This window comes from Collinsella aerofaciens (assembly GCF_040915545.1).
GTDB classification, from domain to species: domain Bacteria; phylum Actinomycetota; class Coriobacteriia; order Coriobacteriales; family Coriobacteriaceae; genus Collinsella; species Collinsella aerofaciens_BE.
In genome coordinates this window covers 40,864-56,485 of the sequence record NZ_JBCPDH010000004.1, presented here as the reverse complement: position 1 = coordinate 56,485, position 15,622 = coordinate 40,864, and the positions used below count along the sequence as shown (strand labels likewise).

The following is a 15,622-nucleotide window of genomic DNA, read 5'->3' as shown; positions in this document are numbered from 1 at the left end:
CGTGCGCGAAAAGCTCGGGTTCCCGGCGGACGATTTCGTCGATGCGGCGCAGCTTGCGGAGGGCGGCGTGCCCGCGGCTTTTGCCGGCCGTGTCGCGTACCGTGCTGAGGAGCTCGTACGCGCGCTCGACGCAGACCGGGCGCTCGAGCGGCTGATTGGCTTCGACGCAGTAATTCTGCCCTTGGTCGGCTCGGGGGTCGTCCCCATGCGTGCGGAAGACGCCCAATGGCGCGAGCGCGCGGGACGCTTAGGATGCGCGCTCGCTGCGCGTGCCGACGTCGTCGTGCGCATGACGTGCGGGATTCCCCAGGTCATCAAAGGAAACCTTGCCGATGCGCCTCGAGGGACGCAGGGCGCGGGCGCGCCTTTGGAAGTCGTCTTCGTGCGCCATGGTGCCACGGCGGGCACGGAAGACCATCGCTACAGCGGGGCGGGCACCGACGAGCCCCTGTCGAGCGCGGGCGAGCGCGCTTTGCGCGACCTCGCGTGCGATCGTGACATGTTCCGTGTTATCACGAGCGGCATGGCCCGCACCGACCAGACGGCGCGCATCCTCTTCCCGAACGCGGAGCTTATGGCGTGCCCCGGTCTGCGCGAGATGGATTTCGGCGACTTCGAGGGGCGAAGCGCCGCCGAGCTTAAAGAGGATGTGCGCTACCGCGCCTGGGTAGACTCCTGGTGCGAGACGCGCTGCCCGCATGGCGAGGGCAAGAGCGATTTCACCCGCCGCGTCGTCGCGGCGTTTCGGGAGGCGTGCGAATCGGAGCGCGCCCAGGGGAGTGGGCGCGCCGTCTTCGTCGTTCACGCGGGTACCGTGAAAGCGCTGCTCTCCGAGCTAGCTGTCCCGAAAATGGGATATTTCGACGTGCATACCGAGCCGGGCGGCGCATGGGCCGCCACCTGGGATGGGCGCTGCCTTCGCGACGTTCGTCCCGCTTCGGGGGGCGATGCCCGGTGATGACGATTCTTGCCGCCGCCGCCGGGTTCGCAGCCGACCTTGCCTTCGGCGACCCGCGCTGGCTTCCCCATCCCGTTGTCGCCATGGGGCGCGCGATCACGTGGGCCGAAGGCCGCCTGCGGGGCTCATTCCCGCAAACTTCCGCGGGCACGCGCGCCGCAGGGCTTGTGCTCGCCGTGGCGCTTCCGCTTGCGTGTGGGCTTTTGACCTTGGGAATCCTGCATCTTTGCGGCATGGTTCACCCCGGCTTGCGCTTCGTGGCCGAGGCATGGGCGAGCTATCAGATTCTCGCGGCATGCGAGCTGCGCCGCCAGAGCCTGGCCGTGGCCCGCGCGTTCTCGAAGGGCGGCCTTGTCGCGGCTCGCGAAGCCGTCGGGCTCATCGTGGGACGCGACACGTCTGTTCTCGACGAGCAGGGCGTTGCGCGCGCCGCCGTGGAAACGGTGGCGGAGAACGCGAGCGACGGCGTCATCGCGCCGCTTTTCTACCTTATGATCGGGGGTGCGCCCTTGGGCATGGCGTACAAGGCGGTGAACACGCTCGACAGCATGGTGGGCTACAAAAACGAGCGCTACATCGACTTCGGCTGCGCCTCGGCGCGCCTCGACGATGCGGTGAACTGGATTCCCTCGCGCTTATCGGCCCTGTTCATGATCGCCGTGTGCCCGATCGTCGGGCTCGATGCTCGCGGGGCGGCGCGCATCTGGCGCCGCGACAGGCGTCGCCATGCGAGCCCCAACTCGGCGCAGACCGAGTCAGCGTGTGCGGGCGCGCTCGGGCTGCGCCTGGCAGGACCCGCGGTGTATTTCGGCAAGCTCGTTGAGAAACCGACGATAGGCGACGCGTCCCGTGAAATTGAGTGGAGCGACATCGCCCGGGCGACTAGGCTCATGCTCGCCGCGTCCGTATGCGCGCTCGTCGTCTTCGGTGCCGCACGCGCGGCGGTCGTGCTCGCCGTGGGGGCGATGGTATGAGGGAAGACTACGCCGCGTCCCGGGCTGCCGGGGGAATCCTGCGCGCCCGTGCGCATGGGGGTAGCACGCAATCGCTCGGCATCGCTTGCGAAGGGGGCGCCTCCGACCTCATTGACTTCTCGGTGAACGTGAATCCGGCAGGCCCCTCGCCGCGCGCCGTTGCCGCAGCTTGCAAGGCGCTTTCTCGAATCGACGCCTACCCCGATAGGGAAAGCCTCGCCCTCGTTCGCGCCCTAGCGCGTGCCCAGGGCATTCCCGAAGATACTATCGTCTGCGGCGCGGGCGCGTCCGACATCATTTGGCGGCTCGCCGCGGCGGTGCGCCCGAAACGCATCGTCGTGTGCGCGCCGACGTTCTCTGAATATGCGGAGGCGGCATCGTACTACGGCGCATGCGTGCAGGAGTTCCCGCTCTCCGAAGCGGACGACTTCGACGTGCCCGCCTCCTTCGCCCGCGCGATCGAGGGGCCGGGAGACGTGGCGTATATCTGCAATCCGAACAACCCGACGGGGCGCCTCGTCGACCCCCGCGTGATCGATGCCGCGGCTTGCCGCTGCGAGCAGGTGGGCGCGCTGCTCGTCGTGGACGAGTGCTTCCTCGGATTTGCGCCCGACGCCCGCGAAAGGAGCGTGGCCGCACGCGCCGCGTGTTCGCGCCATGTGGCCGTGCTCTCCGCATTCACCAAGCTCTACGGAATGGCGGGGTTGCGGTTAGGATATCTGTTCAGCGGAAACGCCCAACTCCTCGAGGGGATTCGCCGGGCGGGGCAGGCGTGGCCCGTCTCCTCGGTCGCCGAGGCCGCGGGTATCGCCGCCCTGGAAGACGTCGAATACGTCTCGCGCACGCGCGATGTATTGGCGGGCGAGCGAGCGTGGCTTTCCCACGAGCTCTCCTCGCTCGGGCTTTCCGTCGTGCCGTCGGATGCGAACTTCCTTTTAGTCCGGACGCCGGCGAAAGACATCCCCGAGCGCCTGTATAAACAGGGGGTTTTGGTCCGCACGTGCGACTCGTTTTCGGTACTGTCCCGTTTCTGGTGCCGCGTCGCGGTGCGCACGCGCAAGGAGAATGCCCGGCTTGCGATGGCGTTCGGCCGCGCGCTTCGGGCGGAAGGCGCATCGGGCGAAGGCGAACCCGACAAACGGGGCTGCGCTTCTTGCAGCGGCGCTATGGCGGGCGCGTATGGCCGAGGCTCGACGAAGGAGGTCGATACCCGTGGGTAGGGCGAAGCCCATCATGATCCAGGGCACCATGTCGAACGCGGGGAAGAGCCTGCTTGCGGCGGGGCTGTGCCGTGTGCTTTCGCAGGACGGCCTGCGCGTGGCTCCCTTCAAGAGCCAGAACATGGCGCTCAACAGCGGTGTCACGGCCGACGGGCTCGAGATGGGGCGCGCCCAGATCATGCAGGCCGAGGCGTGTGGCATCGTGCCCGACGTGCGTATGAACCCCATCCTGCTCAAGCCCGAAAGCGACCACCGAAGCCAGCTCATCGTGGCCGGCAAGGCGCAGGGAGCCTTCGCTGCGAGGGACTACTTCGCGCGAAAGAAGGCGCTCATGCCGCAGATTTTGGAGTCGTTCGATTCGCTCGCGGAGGAAAACGACGTCATCGTCATCGAGGGCGCCGGCAGCCCCGCCGAAATCAACCTTGCCGAAAACGACATCGTCAACATGGGGCTCGCGCGCGCCGTGTCCTCCCCCGTGCTGCTCGCGGGCGACATCGACCCAGGCGGGGTATTTGCCCAGCTCTACGGCACGGTCGCGCTCTTTGCGCCCGAGGATCGCGCGCTTTTGCGGGGGCTTGTTGTGAACAAGTTCCGCGGCGATGTGGAAATCCTCCGCCCGGGTTTGGCCCCGCTCGAGAAGATGTGCGGGGTTCCCGTCGTGGGGGTCGTGCCGTTTCTTACGCTCGACCTGGACGACGAGGACTCGCTCGCGCCGCGCCTATCTGCCCGCGAGACGCGCGGCGTCATCGACGTCGCCGTCGTGCGCCTTCCGCATCTGTCGAACTTCACCGACTTCGACCCGCTTTCGCGCGTGCCCGGCATGGGCGTGCGCTACGTTTCCTCGACGACCGATCTGGGCCGACCCGACCTGGTGGTGCTTCCCGGCTCGAAGTCCACGCTCGACGACGCGCGCTGGCTTGCGGCTAGCGGCATCGGAGCCTGTGTACGCGCGCTTTCGGGCGCGGGCACGCCGGTGCTCGGCATATGCGGAGGCTACCAGCTTTTGGGAGACGAGCTTTCCGACCCGCACGGCAGGGAAGGCGCTGGCACCGCGCGCGGGCTCGGGCTCATCCCTGCAAATACGGTGTTCAAGGAGGAAAAGCGCCTCGCCCAGTCGGAGCTGCGCATCACGGGCGCCCAAGGCGCGTTCTCGGTGTGGAACGGCATGACGGCGCGCGGGTACGAGATTCACGACGGAGATACGACCGTCTCCTGCGCCCCTGCGGGCACGATTGGCGGCAAACCAGAAGGCGCGGCCTGCGGAAACGTGTTCGGAACCTATCTCCACGGCTTGTTCGACGAACCGGGGGTGGCACTCGCCCTCGCGCGCTCGCTCGCGCGCATGCGCGGCCTGCCCGAGAGCGTCGTGGGTGCTGAGGGCGCGGTGTCCGCGGCCGATCACCGTGCGCGCGAGTTCGACCGCCTGGCCGACTCCGTGCGCGGGGCGCTCGACATGGAGTATGTCTACCGCATTATCGAGGAGGGCGTATGATCCACGTGTATCATGGCGACGGCAAAGGCAAGACCACGGCGGCGATGGGGCTCGCCCTTCGCATGCTCGCCGCAGGCCGCCGCGTCGTCGTTGTGCAGTTCCTGAAAGACGGCGAAAGCGGGGAGGCGCGCCTGCTCGCCGAGCATTTCGGCGTGCCCGTGTTCGCGGGGAAGGCGTCGGACAAGTTTACCTGGTCCATGACGTCGGAAGAACTTGCCGCGACGCGCGAGTTGCACGATGGGAACCTCGCTTCCGCGCTCGCCGAGCTCGAGGGCGCGCAGGAGGGGCTGCTCGTGCTCGACGAGGCGCTCGACGCGCTTTCGAAGGGGCTTGTCGACGAGGCGCTCGTGGACCGCGCGCTCGATATGTCCGCGCGCGGCGTCGAAGTAGCGCTCACCGGGCGCGCGCCTTCCCGCAAGATCGTGGAGAAGGCCGACTACATAACCGAGATGCGGTGCGAGAAACACCCCTACGAGCAGGGGATATGTGCAAGGGAAGGAGTGGAGTACTAGATGGATTCCAAGGAGATGGCGCCCGGCGACATCGAGCGGCGCAGCTTTGAAATCATCACCGAAGAGCTCGGCGGCCGCACGTTCCCGCCGCTCGAAGAGCCCGTCGTGAAGCGCGTCATCCACACCACTGCCGACTTCTCGTACGCCGATTCCCTCGTATTCACCCATGACGCCGCGCACTGTGCTCTCGACGCACTGCGCGCAGGGGCCACGGTGCTCACCGACACGAACATGGCGCTCGCAGGCATAAGCAAGCCCGCGCTCGCAAAGCTCGGCTGCAAGGCCGTGTGCTACATGGCCGACCCTAATGTCGCCGCGGCTGCGCGCGCCGCGGGCACGACTCGCGCCGTTGCGAGCATGGACAAAGCTTGCGGCATCGAGGGTCCGCTCATCGTGGCCGTCGGTAACGCCCCCACGGCACTTCTGCGCCTCGCCGAGCTCATGGACGCGGGGAAGATCGCGCCCGCGCTCGTCGTTGGGGTGCCGGTCGGGTTTGTGAACGTGGTCGAGGCGAAAGAGGAGCTACTCGCGCGACGCGTGCCGGCCATCGTCGCGAGGGGTCGCAAGGGCGGTTCGACCGTGGCGGCCGCCATTATGAACGCGCTGCTCTACCAGATCACGCGCCCAGGCGGCCCGAAGTGACGGCGCCCGCATCCGCGCCGGCGCTGCGCATCTTCGCCGGCACCACCGAGGGCCGCCTTCTGTGCGAATGGGCGAGCGGGGCGGGCATCCCCGCCCGTGCCTACGCGGCAACCGAGTACGGAGGCGAGCTTTTGGGCGAGCTTCCGGGCATCGAGGTGCATGCGAGCAGGCTCGACGAGGCCGACATGGAGCGCGAGCTTTCCGGCGCGCGCATCGTCGTCGACGCCACGCACCCCTTCGCTACGCTCGCAAGCGGCAACATCCGAGCCGCTTCGCTCGCCGTGGGTGTACGATGCCTGCGCCTTGCGCGCGCGGCCGAGGCGCTGCCCAAAGGCGTCGTGTCGGTCGCGTCGATCGCCTGCGCGGCGCGCTTTCTCTCCGAGAACCCGGGTCGCGCGCTTCTCACGACGGGGAGCAAGGAGCTTGCTCCCTATACGCGCGTCGCCGATTTCTCGGAGCGCTTCTTCGTGCGTGTGCTCCCGCTGCCCGGTGCTATAACGAAGTGCATCGACGCGGGGTTTTCGCCGTCGCACGTCATCGGCATGCAGGGGCCCTTCACCCGCGAGCTCAACGAGGCGATGCTTCGGCAGGTGGGAGCCCAGTGGCTTGTGACCAAGGACTCGGGAACCGTAGGCGGCACGGCCGAGAAGCTTGCCGCCGCGCGCGACGTGGGAGCGCGCTGCATCGTGGTCACCCGTCCCGCCGAGGGAGACGGGGCCCTTTCGCTTCGGGAAGTGGAAGACGCGCTCTTACGGGAGTTCGCGCGCTAGGCGCTCGCCGCGCATGCGTGCCCTCCCGCCTGCGAGGAGGAGCGCCCCGAGCAAGCTCGACCCGTACAAGCCTGTCATCCGCCAATCGCTCGAGGACGACGCACGGAACTGGCGCAAGCAGCCCTTCAATAAGTTGCGGTGAAATAGCGTCTGTTTTTGCTGCTAAATAGCATATTCAGTCCCTAATTCACCGCAACTTGTTGGTGGTGGCTTACTGGTAGCGTAGGCATTCCACCGGGTCGAGCTTTGCTGCACGGCGAGCGGGGTAGAAGCCAAAGATTACGCCGATGCCGACCGATACGGCAAACGCGATCAACACTGTTGTAATGGAGAAGCTTGGCGTGATCGTCCCGGTAGCTCCAAACTCGCTCATGATGCCCGAGCTTGCGGCAAAGAACGTGAGTCCCCATGCCAGCAGATAGCCAATCAGGACACCCAACAGTCCGCCGGTGACGCACAGCGCCGAGGACTCGGCCAAAAACTGCGCGGTGATATCGCGACGACTTGCGCCCAGGGCACGGCGAATGCCGATCTCACGGATGCGCTCAGTCACGTTGGTGAGCATCATATTCATAATGCCGATACCGCCGACAAGCAGCGAGATGCTGGCGACAGCGCCCATGATGAGCGAGAACGCGCCCATAAAGGAGTTGAGTGCATCGATGGCGCTTTTCATGGAGGTCGCCGATACACTGTCGTACTCATCATCCTCCGCGATGCCCTTCATTGCGCGCACCTTGGACTCGATGGTCTTACAAAGCTCGTCCATGTCTGTGCCCTCGGCGGCAAGAGCCGTCACGCTGGGGAATGAAGGATTTTCGTCGCCAAACAGGCCTGAGATGGTTTCGCGCGGCATATACAGCGTGAGCGAGCCCATGGAGTCGTTGCCGCCATCAATCACACCTACAATCTGCACCTCGCCGTTGGACACCTTGATGGTTTTCCCCAGCGCATCCTGTTCGTTGCCGTAAAGCTGATCGGCGCCGCCGCGGCTGATGAGCGCCACGCGCGAGCCTGATTGGGACTCGGCCTGGGAATAGGTGCGCCCCGCAACGAGCTTGCTGGCCCCCACGGCGTCGAGCATGTCGCTATCGACACCCTGTGCCATGACGGTATAGCTTTTATCGCCGGTCTTATACTCGGTATACGCGCTGTCGACAATGCCGATCTGCTCTATCTGCGGCACCAGTTTTTGAAGCTTCTCGATGTCGGACTCGGTGAGTTCTTGCGACGAATAGATTTGCACCATGCGTGCCGCATTGAGGCCCAGACTGTTGACCAGGCTGTTTTGGATGCCGCCGATGAGCGAAGTCATGGCGATAACCGAGGCAATGCCGATGACAATGCCCAGGATGGTGAGTAGACTGCGCCCCTTGTTGGCCTCGAGCGAGTGAAGGGCTTCCTGGATGAGATCGCGGGCGCTCATGCCATCTCTCCTTTCGGCGGGTTGGCGGAGGCGGAAATCATGGGCAGGCTATCTACGGCGCTGCGCAGGGTCCGCGGTGCATGTGGAATATACGCGCCGTCGTGAATGCGACCGTCGCGGATGGTCACGGCACGGTCGGCCTCGGCGGCGATGCCGGGGTCGTGTGTGATAAGCACGATGGTTTTGCCGCGCTTCTGGAGCTTATGGAAGGTCTCCATCACAAGCGCTCCGGTAGCGGAGTCCAGGTTTCCCGTCGGTTCGTCAGCCAGAATGATGGGCGGGTCATTGACGAGGGCGCGCGCGATTGCGACGCGCTGCATCTGGCCGCCCGAGAGCTCGGATATGCGGTGGTCCCAGTGGTCGACGGGCAGCGTGACAGCCTGCAGCGCGTGCACGGCGCGCATCTCGCGCTGGCTACGGGGCACATTGGTGTAGGCCAGCGGCAGCATCACGTTTTCGATAACCGACAGGCGCGGCAGCAGGTTGAAGCTCTGAAAGACAAAGCCAATGCTCAGGGCGCGGACTTCGGTGAGCTCGTCATCATCGAGCTCGGCCACGTTGAGCCCTTGCAGGTAGTAGTCGCCCGCCGTCGGCTTATCCAGGCAGCCTAGGATGTTCATGAGGGTTGATTTGCCCGAGCCCGAGGGGCCAGTAATGGCGACGAACTCGCCGGGATCTACCGCCAGTCTCACGTTATGCAGGATGTGGGCGCAACCTGCCTCGCTTTCAAAGATGCGGTGCACGTTGCGGATGTCGATAACGGGACGCATTACATGCCCTCGTCGTCAGACATTCTGCCCGAATCCGTGCTGTAGCCGCCGTCAGCCGTTGCGTCCGCTCCGGTGTCCATGACGAGGGTGTCGCCATCGCGCAGCTTGGTAATCGGCACGTTAAGGTTGATCTCGTTGCCCTGGTCGTCGCGCTTGACCTGTGTCTTGCCGACTACGGCTTCGTTGTCGTTTTGCGTCACGACGGTCACTTTCACGCGGCGGGTCTGCTTGCCCTCGTCATCGGTTGCCACGTTGACGTAATAGTGTTCGCCGTCTTCGGTCATGAGCGCCATCGTCGGCGCCATCACCACGTCGTCGAGCTGCTCGGTCACCACCGAGACCTCGGCCGTCATGCCCGGCTTCAGGCGCGCGTCGGGCGCCTCGATGAGGATGTCGACGTTAAAGGTTACGCTGCCGCCGCCACCGTTAGCGGCGTCGGAGTTTGCCACCGACGCGATAGCCGTGACGGTGCCCTGGCTCACGATATCGGGAAACGCGGGATACGTGACGTTGGCGCTCTGCCCAACGGCGATCTTGGCGATGTCCTTTTCTCCCACCTGTACGGTCACCTTCATCTTGGATAGGTCGGCGATCTGCATGCACTGCTTGCCACCGCTCGTATCACTTTCGCCCATAATCATGCCGCCTGTTACCGTGGCGCCCACCTTGGCGTTGAGCTCCACGATGCTGCCCGAGCTCGGGGCCGTGACCGTACGGCTGGCGGCCTTGGCGTTCGCCTGATCGAGGTTTGCCTGGGCCGAAGCGAGGCTGCGCTGCGCGGCCGATACGGCGTTCGTGTCCGCTGATGCGTCGGAGACGCCAGCCGCTGCGGAAGCTCCATCGACGTCCGTCGTTGGGGTGGCCTGAGCGGCAGCTGCGGCTTTCTTCGCATTAGCGAGGTCTTCTTGAGCGGCAGCAACTGCACGCTGTGCCTCGGCAACGTTGCGATCGAGCTCGTCGTTTTTAATGGTCATAAGCACGTCGCCCTCGTTGACGGATTGGCCCGCCTGCACGTTGATCGAATCGACCGTGCCGTCGACAGAAGGGGAGACCACTGAGGACGAAATTGGTTTGAGCTGGCCTTTCGCCTCGACCGTTGTGGTAAACGTGCCCTCGGTCACCATGTCGGTCACAGGCCCGCTAGTGCCCTGTGGCTGCGCATTGATAACCAGGGTCACGACAACGGCGATGAGCACAATGGCGGCCACGACGCCGGCCGCAATGCCGCGTCGGATGAGCTTTTTGCGTCGACGTTCGGCACGTTTTGCCTTGAGCTTGGCATATGCCTCTTCATCGGAAATCTCGGTCGCATCGTTCGCGCGTCCGCTCTGCTTATCGGCATGTACGTTTGTAATCAGAGGAATCGTTTCGGTGACATCTTCGAGCGTATGCTCGGTATCATCCGGGCCCGGGGTGGTCGTGGGGACATTCGGCATAGCGTCTCCTTTATAGAAAGTACCTCGATAAGTATATGCGCCCACCGGTTGAGGCGGGCGCATAAAACGGTTTCTTTCGGAACTGTTAGATTGGTCGCAGCGGTTCCACGTTGTATGAATGTGCGCGTTGCACTACGAGTGGACAACCACACACAGGCCGACTTTGATGCAGTCGTGAAGTGCCTTGGCGTCTGCCAGGCGCAGGTTGATGCAGCCGTGGCTGCCGCACCATTTGTACGACTCGGCGTTATCGAAGCTCTTGTCGTTTTGCCAGGTGGCATCGTGGAAGCCGATCATATTGCCCTCGAACGGCATCCAGTAGCTCACCGGGCTCTCGTATTTGGGCTTGCCCGTCTCGGGGTCCTTGGCTCCGATCAGGGTGCTACCGCCGTCGTTGCTGTTGATCTGCCACACGCCCTCGGGGGTAGCGTCTTCGCCCGGTTTGCCTGAAATAAAGTTGGCCTCCCAGACGATATTACCGTTCTCGTCATAGTAGCGCGCGTGCTGCTCGGACAGGTCGACGTCGATATACGCCTTCCAGTCGGGCTCTCCCTTTGCGGTAAAGGTGTCGGCCTTCTGGGAGTACTTGATCTCGATCTCGCCGGTCTGCTTGTTGTTAATGGCGTCCTCGACCTGCTTGGCGAGCGAACTGCTGTCGATGGACCAACCAAAGTCGCCGCCTTCGACGGCGCACTGCTTGCCATCGGCGCGCGTCCACCAGCGAGTGGAGCCCACGGTATTAAAGCCGTTGGCGAGCTCGGCTGCCCAGCTACTGATCTGCGACGTATCGAGCGTGGGATTGGCCGGATCGGCAAAGCTGATCCACTGCAACACGGAGCTGCCGTCGACCTTGCCGGCATCCTCGCCGTTGAGCTTGAGGGTCACGTTGACGCCCAGGAAGTTGTTGGCGGCATCGCATGCGGCCTGAATCTGATCATCGGTCAGCGTTCCATTGAGCGGTTCATAGGCATCGTTGCCGAGCTTGGAAAGATCGACGGTCTCGGCCAGCGAGGCAAGCTCGAGCTCGGCATATTTAATGACATGCTCGCGGTTGAGTTTTTCGTTGGAGCGCGCCTTCTCGACGGTAAACTTGCCGGCCTGCTCGTCATAGGAGCTATTTGCCTCGAACGTGCCCGAACGGCCCTCGTTAAACTCGTCGATGGCGGCGCCCAGATCCTTCTCAAACTGCTTTTGGTCAAAGGTGTCGGAGAGCATGGACAGGTCGACGTCTTGATCAAGATCGACTTCGTTGGAGGTAGCGGTTGTTTTGGTCTTGCCGCTTAAGGATTCCACAAGGCGGACCGGCCAAATAAAGGCTTCGTTGTGGTTGATGATTTCTTTTGCAGCAGCCTCACCGTCGACGATGGGTTCATCGGACTCGGGCTGATAGGTCCAGCTAAAGTCATCTCCTGTCACGATGAGCTTATAGTGCTTCCATGCCGAGTTGACCTTGGTTGCGGCAGACGAAGCGTTGGAGAATGAGACGTCGACGCCGGCGATGGTGGTGTTGGGGTAGGCTACCTGCGAAAATGCTACGACGCCTACGATATAGACAATGACGATTAGACCCAGGACGACAAAGAGCGTCGTCTTTTTGCCCGACTTATTGTCGCCGGCGGACTTGCGCGCGGGGCCGCGATCGCTTCGAGCGTGCGTGGGGGGCTGCTTGGGCGCATTGCCGTTTGCCTGGTGCTGCTGACGTTGTTGACGCTGCTGTCGCTGTTGGTTCGGGCGTTGAGAAGCGTTTGCCGCACCACGCTGCTGACCGTGGCTCGGCGCGATAGGACGCGGCGACTGAACGCCGCCGGCGTGCCTGCTCGGCTGCTGCGGATCGGGAATCAGTTGAGTTCGATCGTTTTGCGACATCGTATGCATATCCTTCGATTTTCGCCTTGCGGTTCATCGTGTTTTTACTGGGCTTGCATTATAGCGATTGCCCTGCTGTTTGTGGTACGGAAACGGTGGCATTCAAAAGAGGTGGGACATTTGTCCCACCTTTGAGTCGTTCTTTGTCGCTATCCGCACACACCGCATTTTGCACAGGCCGAAAGTGCGGCCGGAGCCTGCGCGATGCCGCCCTTTGCCGTCTCGCGCAGCGTGGCCGGCAACGCGTGACCCACCGAGAGCATGACATGTGCCATCTGGTCAAACGGCACCAAGCTCTTAATGCCTGCGAGGGCGAGTTGTGCAGAGCTAAAGGCCGCTGCCACGCCGATGGCGTTGCGGTTTTGGCAGGGCACCTCCACGAGGCCACCGACGGGGTCGCAAACGAGGCCCAGCAGGTTACTCAGCGCGATGGAACTGGCGTCGAGCGCCTGCTCGGGCGTGCCGCCGAGCATCTGCACCAGCGCGGCGCCTGCCATGGCGGCGGCGCTTCCCACCTCGGCCTGGCAGCCGCCCTCGGCGCCGGCAACGCAGGCGCTTGTGGTGAGGTTGAGGCCGATGGCGGCTGCGCAGTAGAGCGCGTCCATGACCTGCTCGTCGTCGAGCTGCAGGCGATCGGCGAGCGCCAGCACGCAGCCGGGCACAACACCCGCGGAGCCGGCCGTGGGGGCGGCGACGATCACGCCCATCGTGGCGGAGCGCTCGAGCACGGCCATGGCGCGAGCCACGGCGTCGGTCTGGACAGCACCCATCAGGCTTGTGCTCAAATCGTTGCGGACGGTGGCATCGACGAGTTTGGCCTCGCCGCCGATAAGCCCACCGAGCGAGCGCTGCGGATTGGCGATGGGGGCTGTGGTCTCCTCGCGCATGACGTCGAGCACGCGGCGCATGGCGGCGACGGCGTGCGCCTCACCGGTCAGGCGCGCCTCTCGCACGGCCATAACGGCGCCAATGCTGAGCCCCAGTTCCTCGCACGCATCGAGCAGCTGCTCGCCGTCGTCGAAGATCTCCTTTGCCGAGACGCCGGGGGAGAGCGACGAGGCAGAACCGGGGAGCTCGATAAACGTTGCGTAATCGACATTGTCGAGCTTGCGCAGCATGGGGACGACGGTGTCGTCGGGCGCGCCGTCGGTCTCAAAGACAGAGTAGGCCTGGCCGCCCACTTCGGTGCGGTAGGTGCGGCAGAAGGCGATGTTTACGTGGGCGTAGGCGAGCAGGTTGGTGAGCGCGGCGAGTACACCGGGGACGTCCTTGTGCGCCACGAAGAGCGTGGAGTACATGCCCGAGATGTCGACGCCGACGCCGTTAATGCGGCTGATGCGCATCTTGCCACCGCCCAGGCTCTCGCCGCGGACCTGTGCCGTGGCGCCCGTGTCGTCGACCATGTCGATGTCGACGGTATTGGGGTGGATGGAGGCGTCGTCGCCCTTGATGTCAAAGTGATATTCGAGGCCCTGCTCGCGCGCGAGGTCGAAGGCTTGTTTGATGTTCTCGTCATCGGTGTCGAGGCCCAGGATGCCCGCGACGAGCGCACGATCGGTGCCGTGGCCGCGGTAGGTGTGGGCGAAGGAGTTCCACAGGCCAAAGGTGACTTTGGTGATGCGGCCTTCCAGCAGGCTGGCGGCAACTTGGGCGCAGCGCAGGGCGCCGGCGGTGTGCGATGAGCTGGGGCCGACCATGACGGGCCCCAAGATCTCGAATGCAGAGGTCGTAGCTAGTGTTTGCGGCTTGCCTGCCATATGCGCTCCTGTTCTATCCCGTCGTCCCGAGGGGCGGGGCATACTCTATCCCGCCGTTCCGAGGGCTTTGGTATTTGGTCGCCTGCTCGGGCAGTCCTGCTCGCACGGAGAGCACATTAAGTGCTCTCCGGCTCGTGCGGAACTCGCGACCGACCAGATACCAAAGCCCTCGGAACTTAGGATACATGGTTGGAGTCGCTCTGCTGCGAAATTTATCGGCCTATGACCTATTCCATGTCCCAGGTCGGCTCATCTTCACCGCCTTTAAATAAAAAAGAAGTACCGGTTGGAGCCGGTACTTCTTTTGGTGCGTTGTTTCTTGGCTGCAGCTTTTGCCGTTGGCTTACAGGCCGCAGGCTGCTTTGAGTTCTTCGACTCGGTCGGTTTTCTCCCAGGTGAAGTCAGCGTCTTCGCGGCCGAAGTGACCGTAGGCTGCTGTCTTCTCGTAGATGGGGCAACGCAGGTCTAGGTCGCGGATGATGGCGCCCGGGCGCAGGTCGAAGGTCTTCTCTACGGCCTCGACGATCTTGTCCTCGGCAATATGTGCGGTACCGAAGGTGTCGACCATGATTGAGAGGGGCTTGGAAACGCCGATGGCGTAGGCAAGCTCGACTTCACAGCGGTCGGCCAGACCGGCGGCGACCACGTTCTTGGCGACCCAACGCGCGGCATACGCGGCGGAGCGGTCAACCTTGGTGCAGTCCTTGCCGCTAAAGGCGCCGCCGCCGTGACGGCCGTAGCCGCCGTAGGTATCGACGATGATCTTGCGGCCGGTGAGGCCCGTGTCGCCCATGGGGCCGCCCACGACAAAGCGACCGGTGGGGTTCACGTAGATGTCCGCGTTGTCCCACGGCATGTTCTCAGCGGCCATGACCGGGGTGATGACGTGCTCGATGAGGTCGGCCTTGATCTTGCCCATGTCCTCGATCTCGGCGGCGTGCTGCGTGGAGATGACGATGGTCGTGACCTCGACGGGATTACCATCTTCGTAGCGCACGGTGACCTGGGTCTTGCCGTCGGGACGCAGATAGGCGAGGGTACCGTCGTGACGCACGGCGGCCAGGCGCTCGGCCAGGCGGCTTGCCAGGTAGTGCGGCATGGGCATGAGGGTCTTGGTCTCGTTGGAGGCATAACCGAACATCATGCCCTGGTCGCCGGCACCGATCAGGTCGATCGGGTCGGTGGTCGCGCCGGTCTGGGTCTCGAAGGACTCGTCGACGCCCTGGGCGATATCGGGCGACTGCTCGTGGATGAGGCTCATAACGCCGCAGGTGTCGCAGTCAAAACCGAACTTGGCGCGGTTGTAGCCAATGCGGCGGATAACGCCACGGGCGATTTCCTGTACGTCGACGTAGGCCTGGGTGCGAATCTCGCCGGCGACGATGACGGTGCCGGTGGTCACGAGGGTCTCGCAGGCGCAGCGGACGTTCTCTACGTTGGCAGGCACGCCGTTGGGGGCGATGTAGCCCTGCTCCTGCAGCTCTATTTCTTTGGCGAGGATTGCGTCGAGGACGGCGTCGCTGATTTGGTCAGCGATCTTATCGGGATGACCTTCGGTCACCGACTCCGACGTAAAGACAAAGGACCCGTGTTGGGGCGGGATGGAACGAAGTTCTTCCGACATAATTGTCCTTTCAAAAAACGTGTCCCGGCGACCGTTACCATTCCGCCGGGCTCTCTATGCAAGGGCACATCATAGCGCGTAAATCAAACATTCACACCCTTTCCGCACCTACTCATTGGGGACAGACATAAATGACCAGCCTTAAACTAAGAACGTCTCCAACGACTGGTCATTT

Annotated in this window: 13 protein-coding genes; 7 read left to right on the top strand and 6 right to left on the bottom strand. The window is 63.9% G+C overall.

Going from position 1 to position 15,622, the window contains the following annotated elements:
* Position 1 precedes the first annotated feature (1 nt).
* The 7 genes from AB5202_RS02265 to cobK are packed head-to-tail and all read left to right on the top strand — an operon-like array spanning position 2 to position 6,568.
* Positions 2-958: a histidine phosphatase family protein gene (locus AB5202_RS02265; protein WP_368144083.1), complete on the top strand. Its 957-nt coding sequence runs from the start codon at positions 2-4 to the stop codon at positions 956-958.
* Positions 958-1,932 carry an adenosylcobinamide-phosphate synthase CbiB gene (gene cbiB, locus AB5202_RS02260; protein ID WP_195544716.1) on the top strand — a complete coding sequence of 325 codons (975 nt, stop codon included), beginning with the start codon at positions 958-960 and terminating at the stop codon, positions 1,930-1,932. The genes AB5202_RS02265 and cbiB overlap by 1 nt, the downstream gene beginning before the upstream one ends.
* Complete coding sequence (locus AB5202_RS02255) at positions 1,929-3,152, top strand: pyridoxal phosphate-dependent aminotransferase (protein ID WP_368144085.1); 1,224 nt, start codon at positions 1,929-1,931, stop codon at positions 3,150-3,152. The genes cbiB and AB5202_RS02255 overlap by 4 nt, the downstream gene beginning before the upstream one ends.
* The gene (locus AB5202_RS02250) at positions 3,145-4,644 is read left to right on the top strand and encodes a cobyric acid synthase (RefSeq protein ID WP_368144086.1); all 1,500 of its coding nucleotides are present in this window, start codon (positions 3,145-3,147) and stop codon (positions 4,642-4,644) included. Before AB5202_RS02255 ends, AB5202_RS02250 begins: the two co-directional genes overlap by 8 nt.
* Positions 4,641-5,156 carry a cob(I)yrinic acid a,c-diamide adenosyltransferase gene (locus tag AB5202_RS02245; RefSeq protein ID WP_035138235.1) on the top strand — a complete coding sequence of 172 codons (516 nt, stop codon included), beginning with the start codon at positions 4,641-4,643 and terminating at the stop codon, positions 5,154-5,156. The genes AB5202_RS02250 and AB5202_RS02245 overlap by 4 nt, the downstream gene beginning before the upstream one ends.
* On the top strand, positions 5,157-5,798 hold the full coding sequence (locus AB5202_RS02240; RefSeq protein WP_161115670.1) for a precorrin-8X methylmutase: 642 nt from the start codon (positions 5,157-5,159) through the stop codon (positions 5,796-5,798).
* Complete coding sequence (gene cobK, locus AB5202_RS02235; protein ID WP_161115671.1) at positions 5,795-6,568, top strand: precorrin-6A reductase; 774 nt, start codon at positions 5,795-5,797, stop codon at positions 6,566-6,568. The genes AB5202_RS02240 and cobK overlap by 4 nt, the downstream gene beginning before the upstream one ends.
* A gap of 211 nt (positions 6,569-6,779) precedes the next feature.
* Here the strand turns inward: cobK and AB5202_RS02230 are convergent, their stop codons facing one another.
* From AB5202_RS02230 to metK, 6 genes are all read right to left on the bottom strand, one after another.
* Positions 6,780-7,994 (bottom strand): ABC transporter permease, encoded by a 1,215-nt coding sequence (locus AB5202_RS02230; protein ID WP_035138239.1) that lies wholly within the window; start codon positions 7,992-7,994, stop codon positions 6,780-6,782.
* Complete coding sequence (locus AB5202_RS02225; protein ID WP_195544698.1) at positions 7,991-8,764, bottom strand: ABC transporter ATP-binding protein; 774 nt, start codon at positions 8,762-8,764, stop codon at positions 7,991-7,993. Before AB5202_RS02225 ends, AB5202_RS02230 begins: the two co-directional genes overlap by 4 nt.
* A complete protein-coding gene (locus tag AB5202_RS02220) occupies positions 8,764-10,200 on the bottom strand; it encodes an efflux RND transporter periplasmic adaptor subunit (protein WP_368144087.1) in 1,437 nt (478 codons plus the stop codon). Before AB5202_RS02220 ends, AB5202_RS02225 begins: the two co-directional genes overlap by 1 nt.
* Positions 10,201-10,332: 132 nt before the next feature.
* The gene (locus AB5202_RS02215; protein WP_368144089.1) at positions 10,333-12,066 is read right to left on the bottom strand and encodes a L,D-transpeptidase; all 1,734 of its coding nucleotides are present in this window, start codon (positions 12,064-12,066) and stop codon (positions 10,333-10,335) included.
* 149 nt (positions 12,067-12,215) lie between these two features.
* Entirely contained in the window at positions 12,216-13,823 is a 1,608-nt protein-coding gene (sdaAA, locus tag AB5202_RS02210) for an L-serine ammonia-lyase, iron-sulfur-dependent, subunit alpha (RefSeq protein WP_368144090.1), read from the bottom strand.
* 343 nt (positions 13,824-14,166) lie between these two features.
* Positions 14,167-15,447, bottom strand: coding sequence for a methionine adenosyltransferase (gene metK / locus AB5202_RS02205; protein WP_368144091.1), 1,281 nt, complete (start codon positions 15,445-15,447; stop codon positions 14,167-14,169).
* Positions 15,448-15,622: the final 175 nt, after the last annotated feature.

What these genes read in the sequence shown, in the direction of transcription:
- cbiB (WP_195544716.1), top strand. Translation starts at nt 958, where the DNA reads ATGACGATTCTTGCCGCCGCCGCCGGGTTCGCAGCCGACCTTGCCTTC.
- AB5202_RS02255 (WP_368144085.1), top strand. Translation starts at nt 1,929, where the DNA reads ATGAGGGAAGACTACGCCGCGTCCCGGGCTGCCGGGGGAATCCTGCGC.
- AB5202_RS02245 (WP_035138235.1), top strand. Translation starts at nt 4,641, where the DNA reads ATGATCCACGTGTATCATGGCGACGGCAAAGGCAAGACCACGGCGGCG.
- AB5202_RS02240 (WP_161115670.1), top strand. Translation starts at nt 5,157, where the DNA reads ATGGATTCCAAGGAGATGGCGCCCGGCGACATCGAGCGGCGCAGCTTT.
- AB5202_RS02230 (WP_035138239.1), bottom strand. Translation starts at nt 7,994, where the DNA reads ATGAGCGCCCGCGATCTCATCCAGGAAGCCCTTCACTCGCTCGAGGCC.
- AB5202_RS02225 (WP_195544698.1), bottom strand. Translation starts at nt 8,764, where the DNA reads ATGCGTCCCGTTATCGACATCCGCAACGTGCACCGCATCTTTGAAAGC.
- AB5202_RS02220 (WP_368144087.1), bottom strand. Translation starts at nt 10,200, where the DNA reads ATGCCGAATGTCCCCACGACCACCCCGGGCCCGGATGATACCGAGCAT.
- AB5202_RS02215 (WP_368144089.1), bottom strand. Translation starts at nt 12,066, where the DNA reads ATGTCGCAAAACGATCGAACTCAACTGATTCCCGATCCGCAGCAGCCG.
- sdaAA (WP_368144090.1), bottom strand. Translation starts at nt 13,823, where the DNA reads ATGGCAGGCAAGCCGCAAACACTAGCTACGACCTCTGCATTCGAGATC.
- metK (WP_368144091.1), bottom strand. Translation starts at nt 15,447, where the DNA reads ATGTCGGAAGAACTTCGTTCCATCCCGCCCCAACACGGGTCCTTTGTC.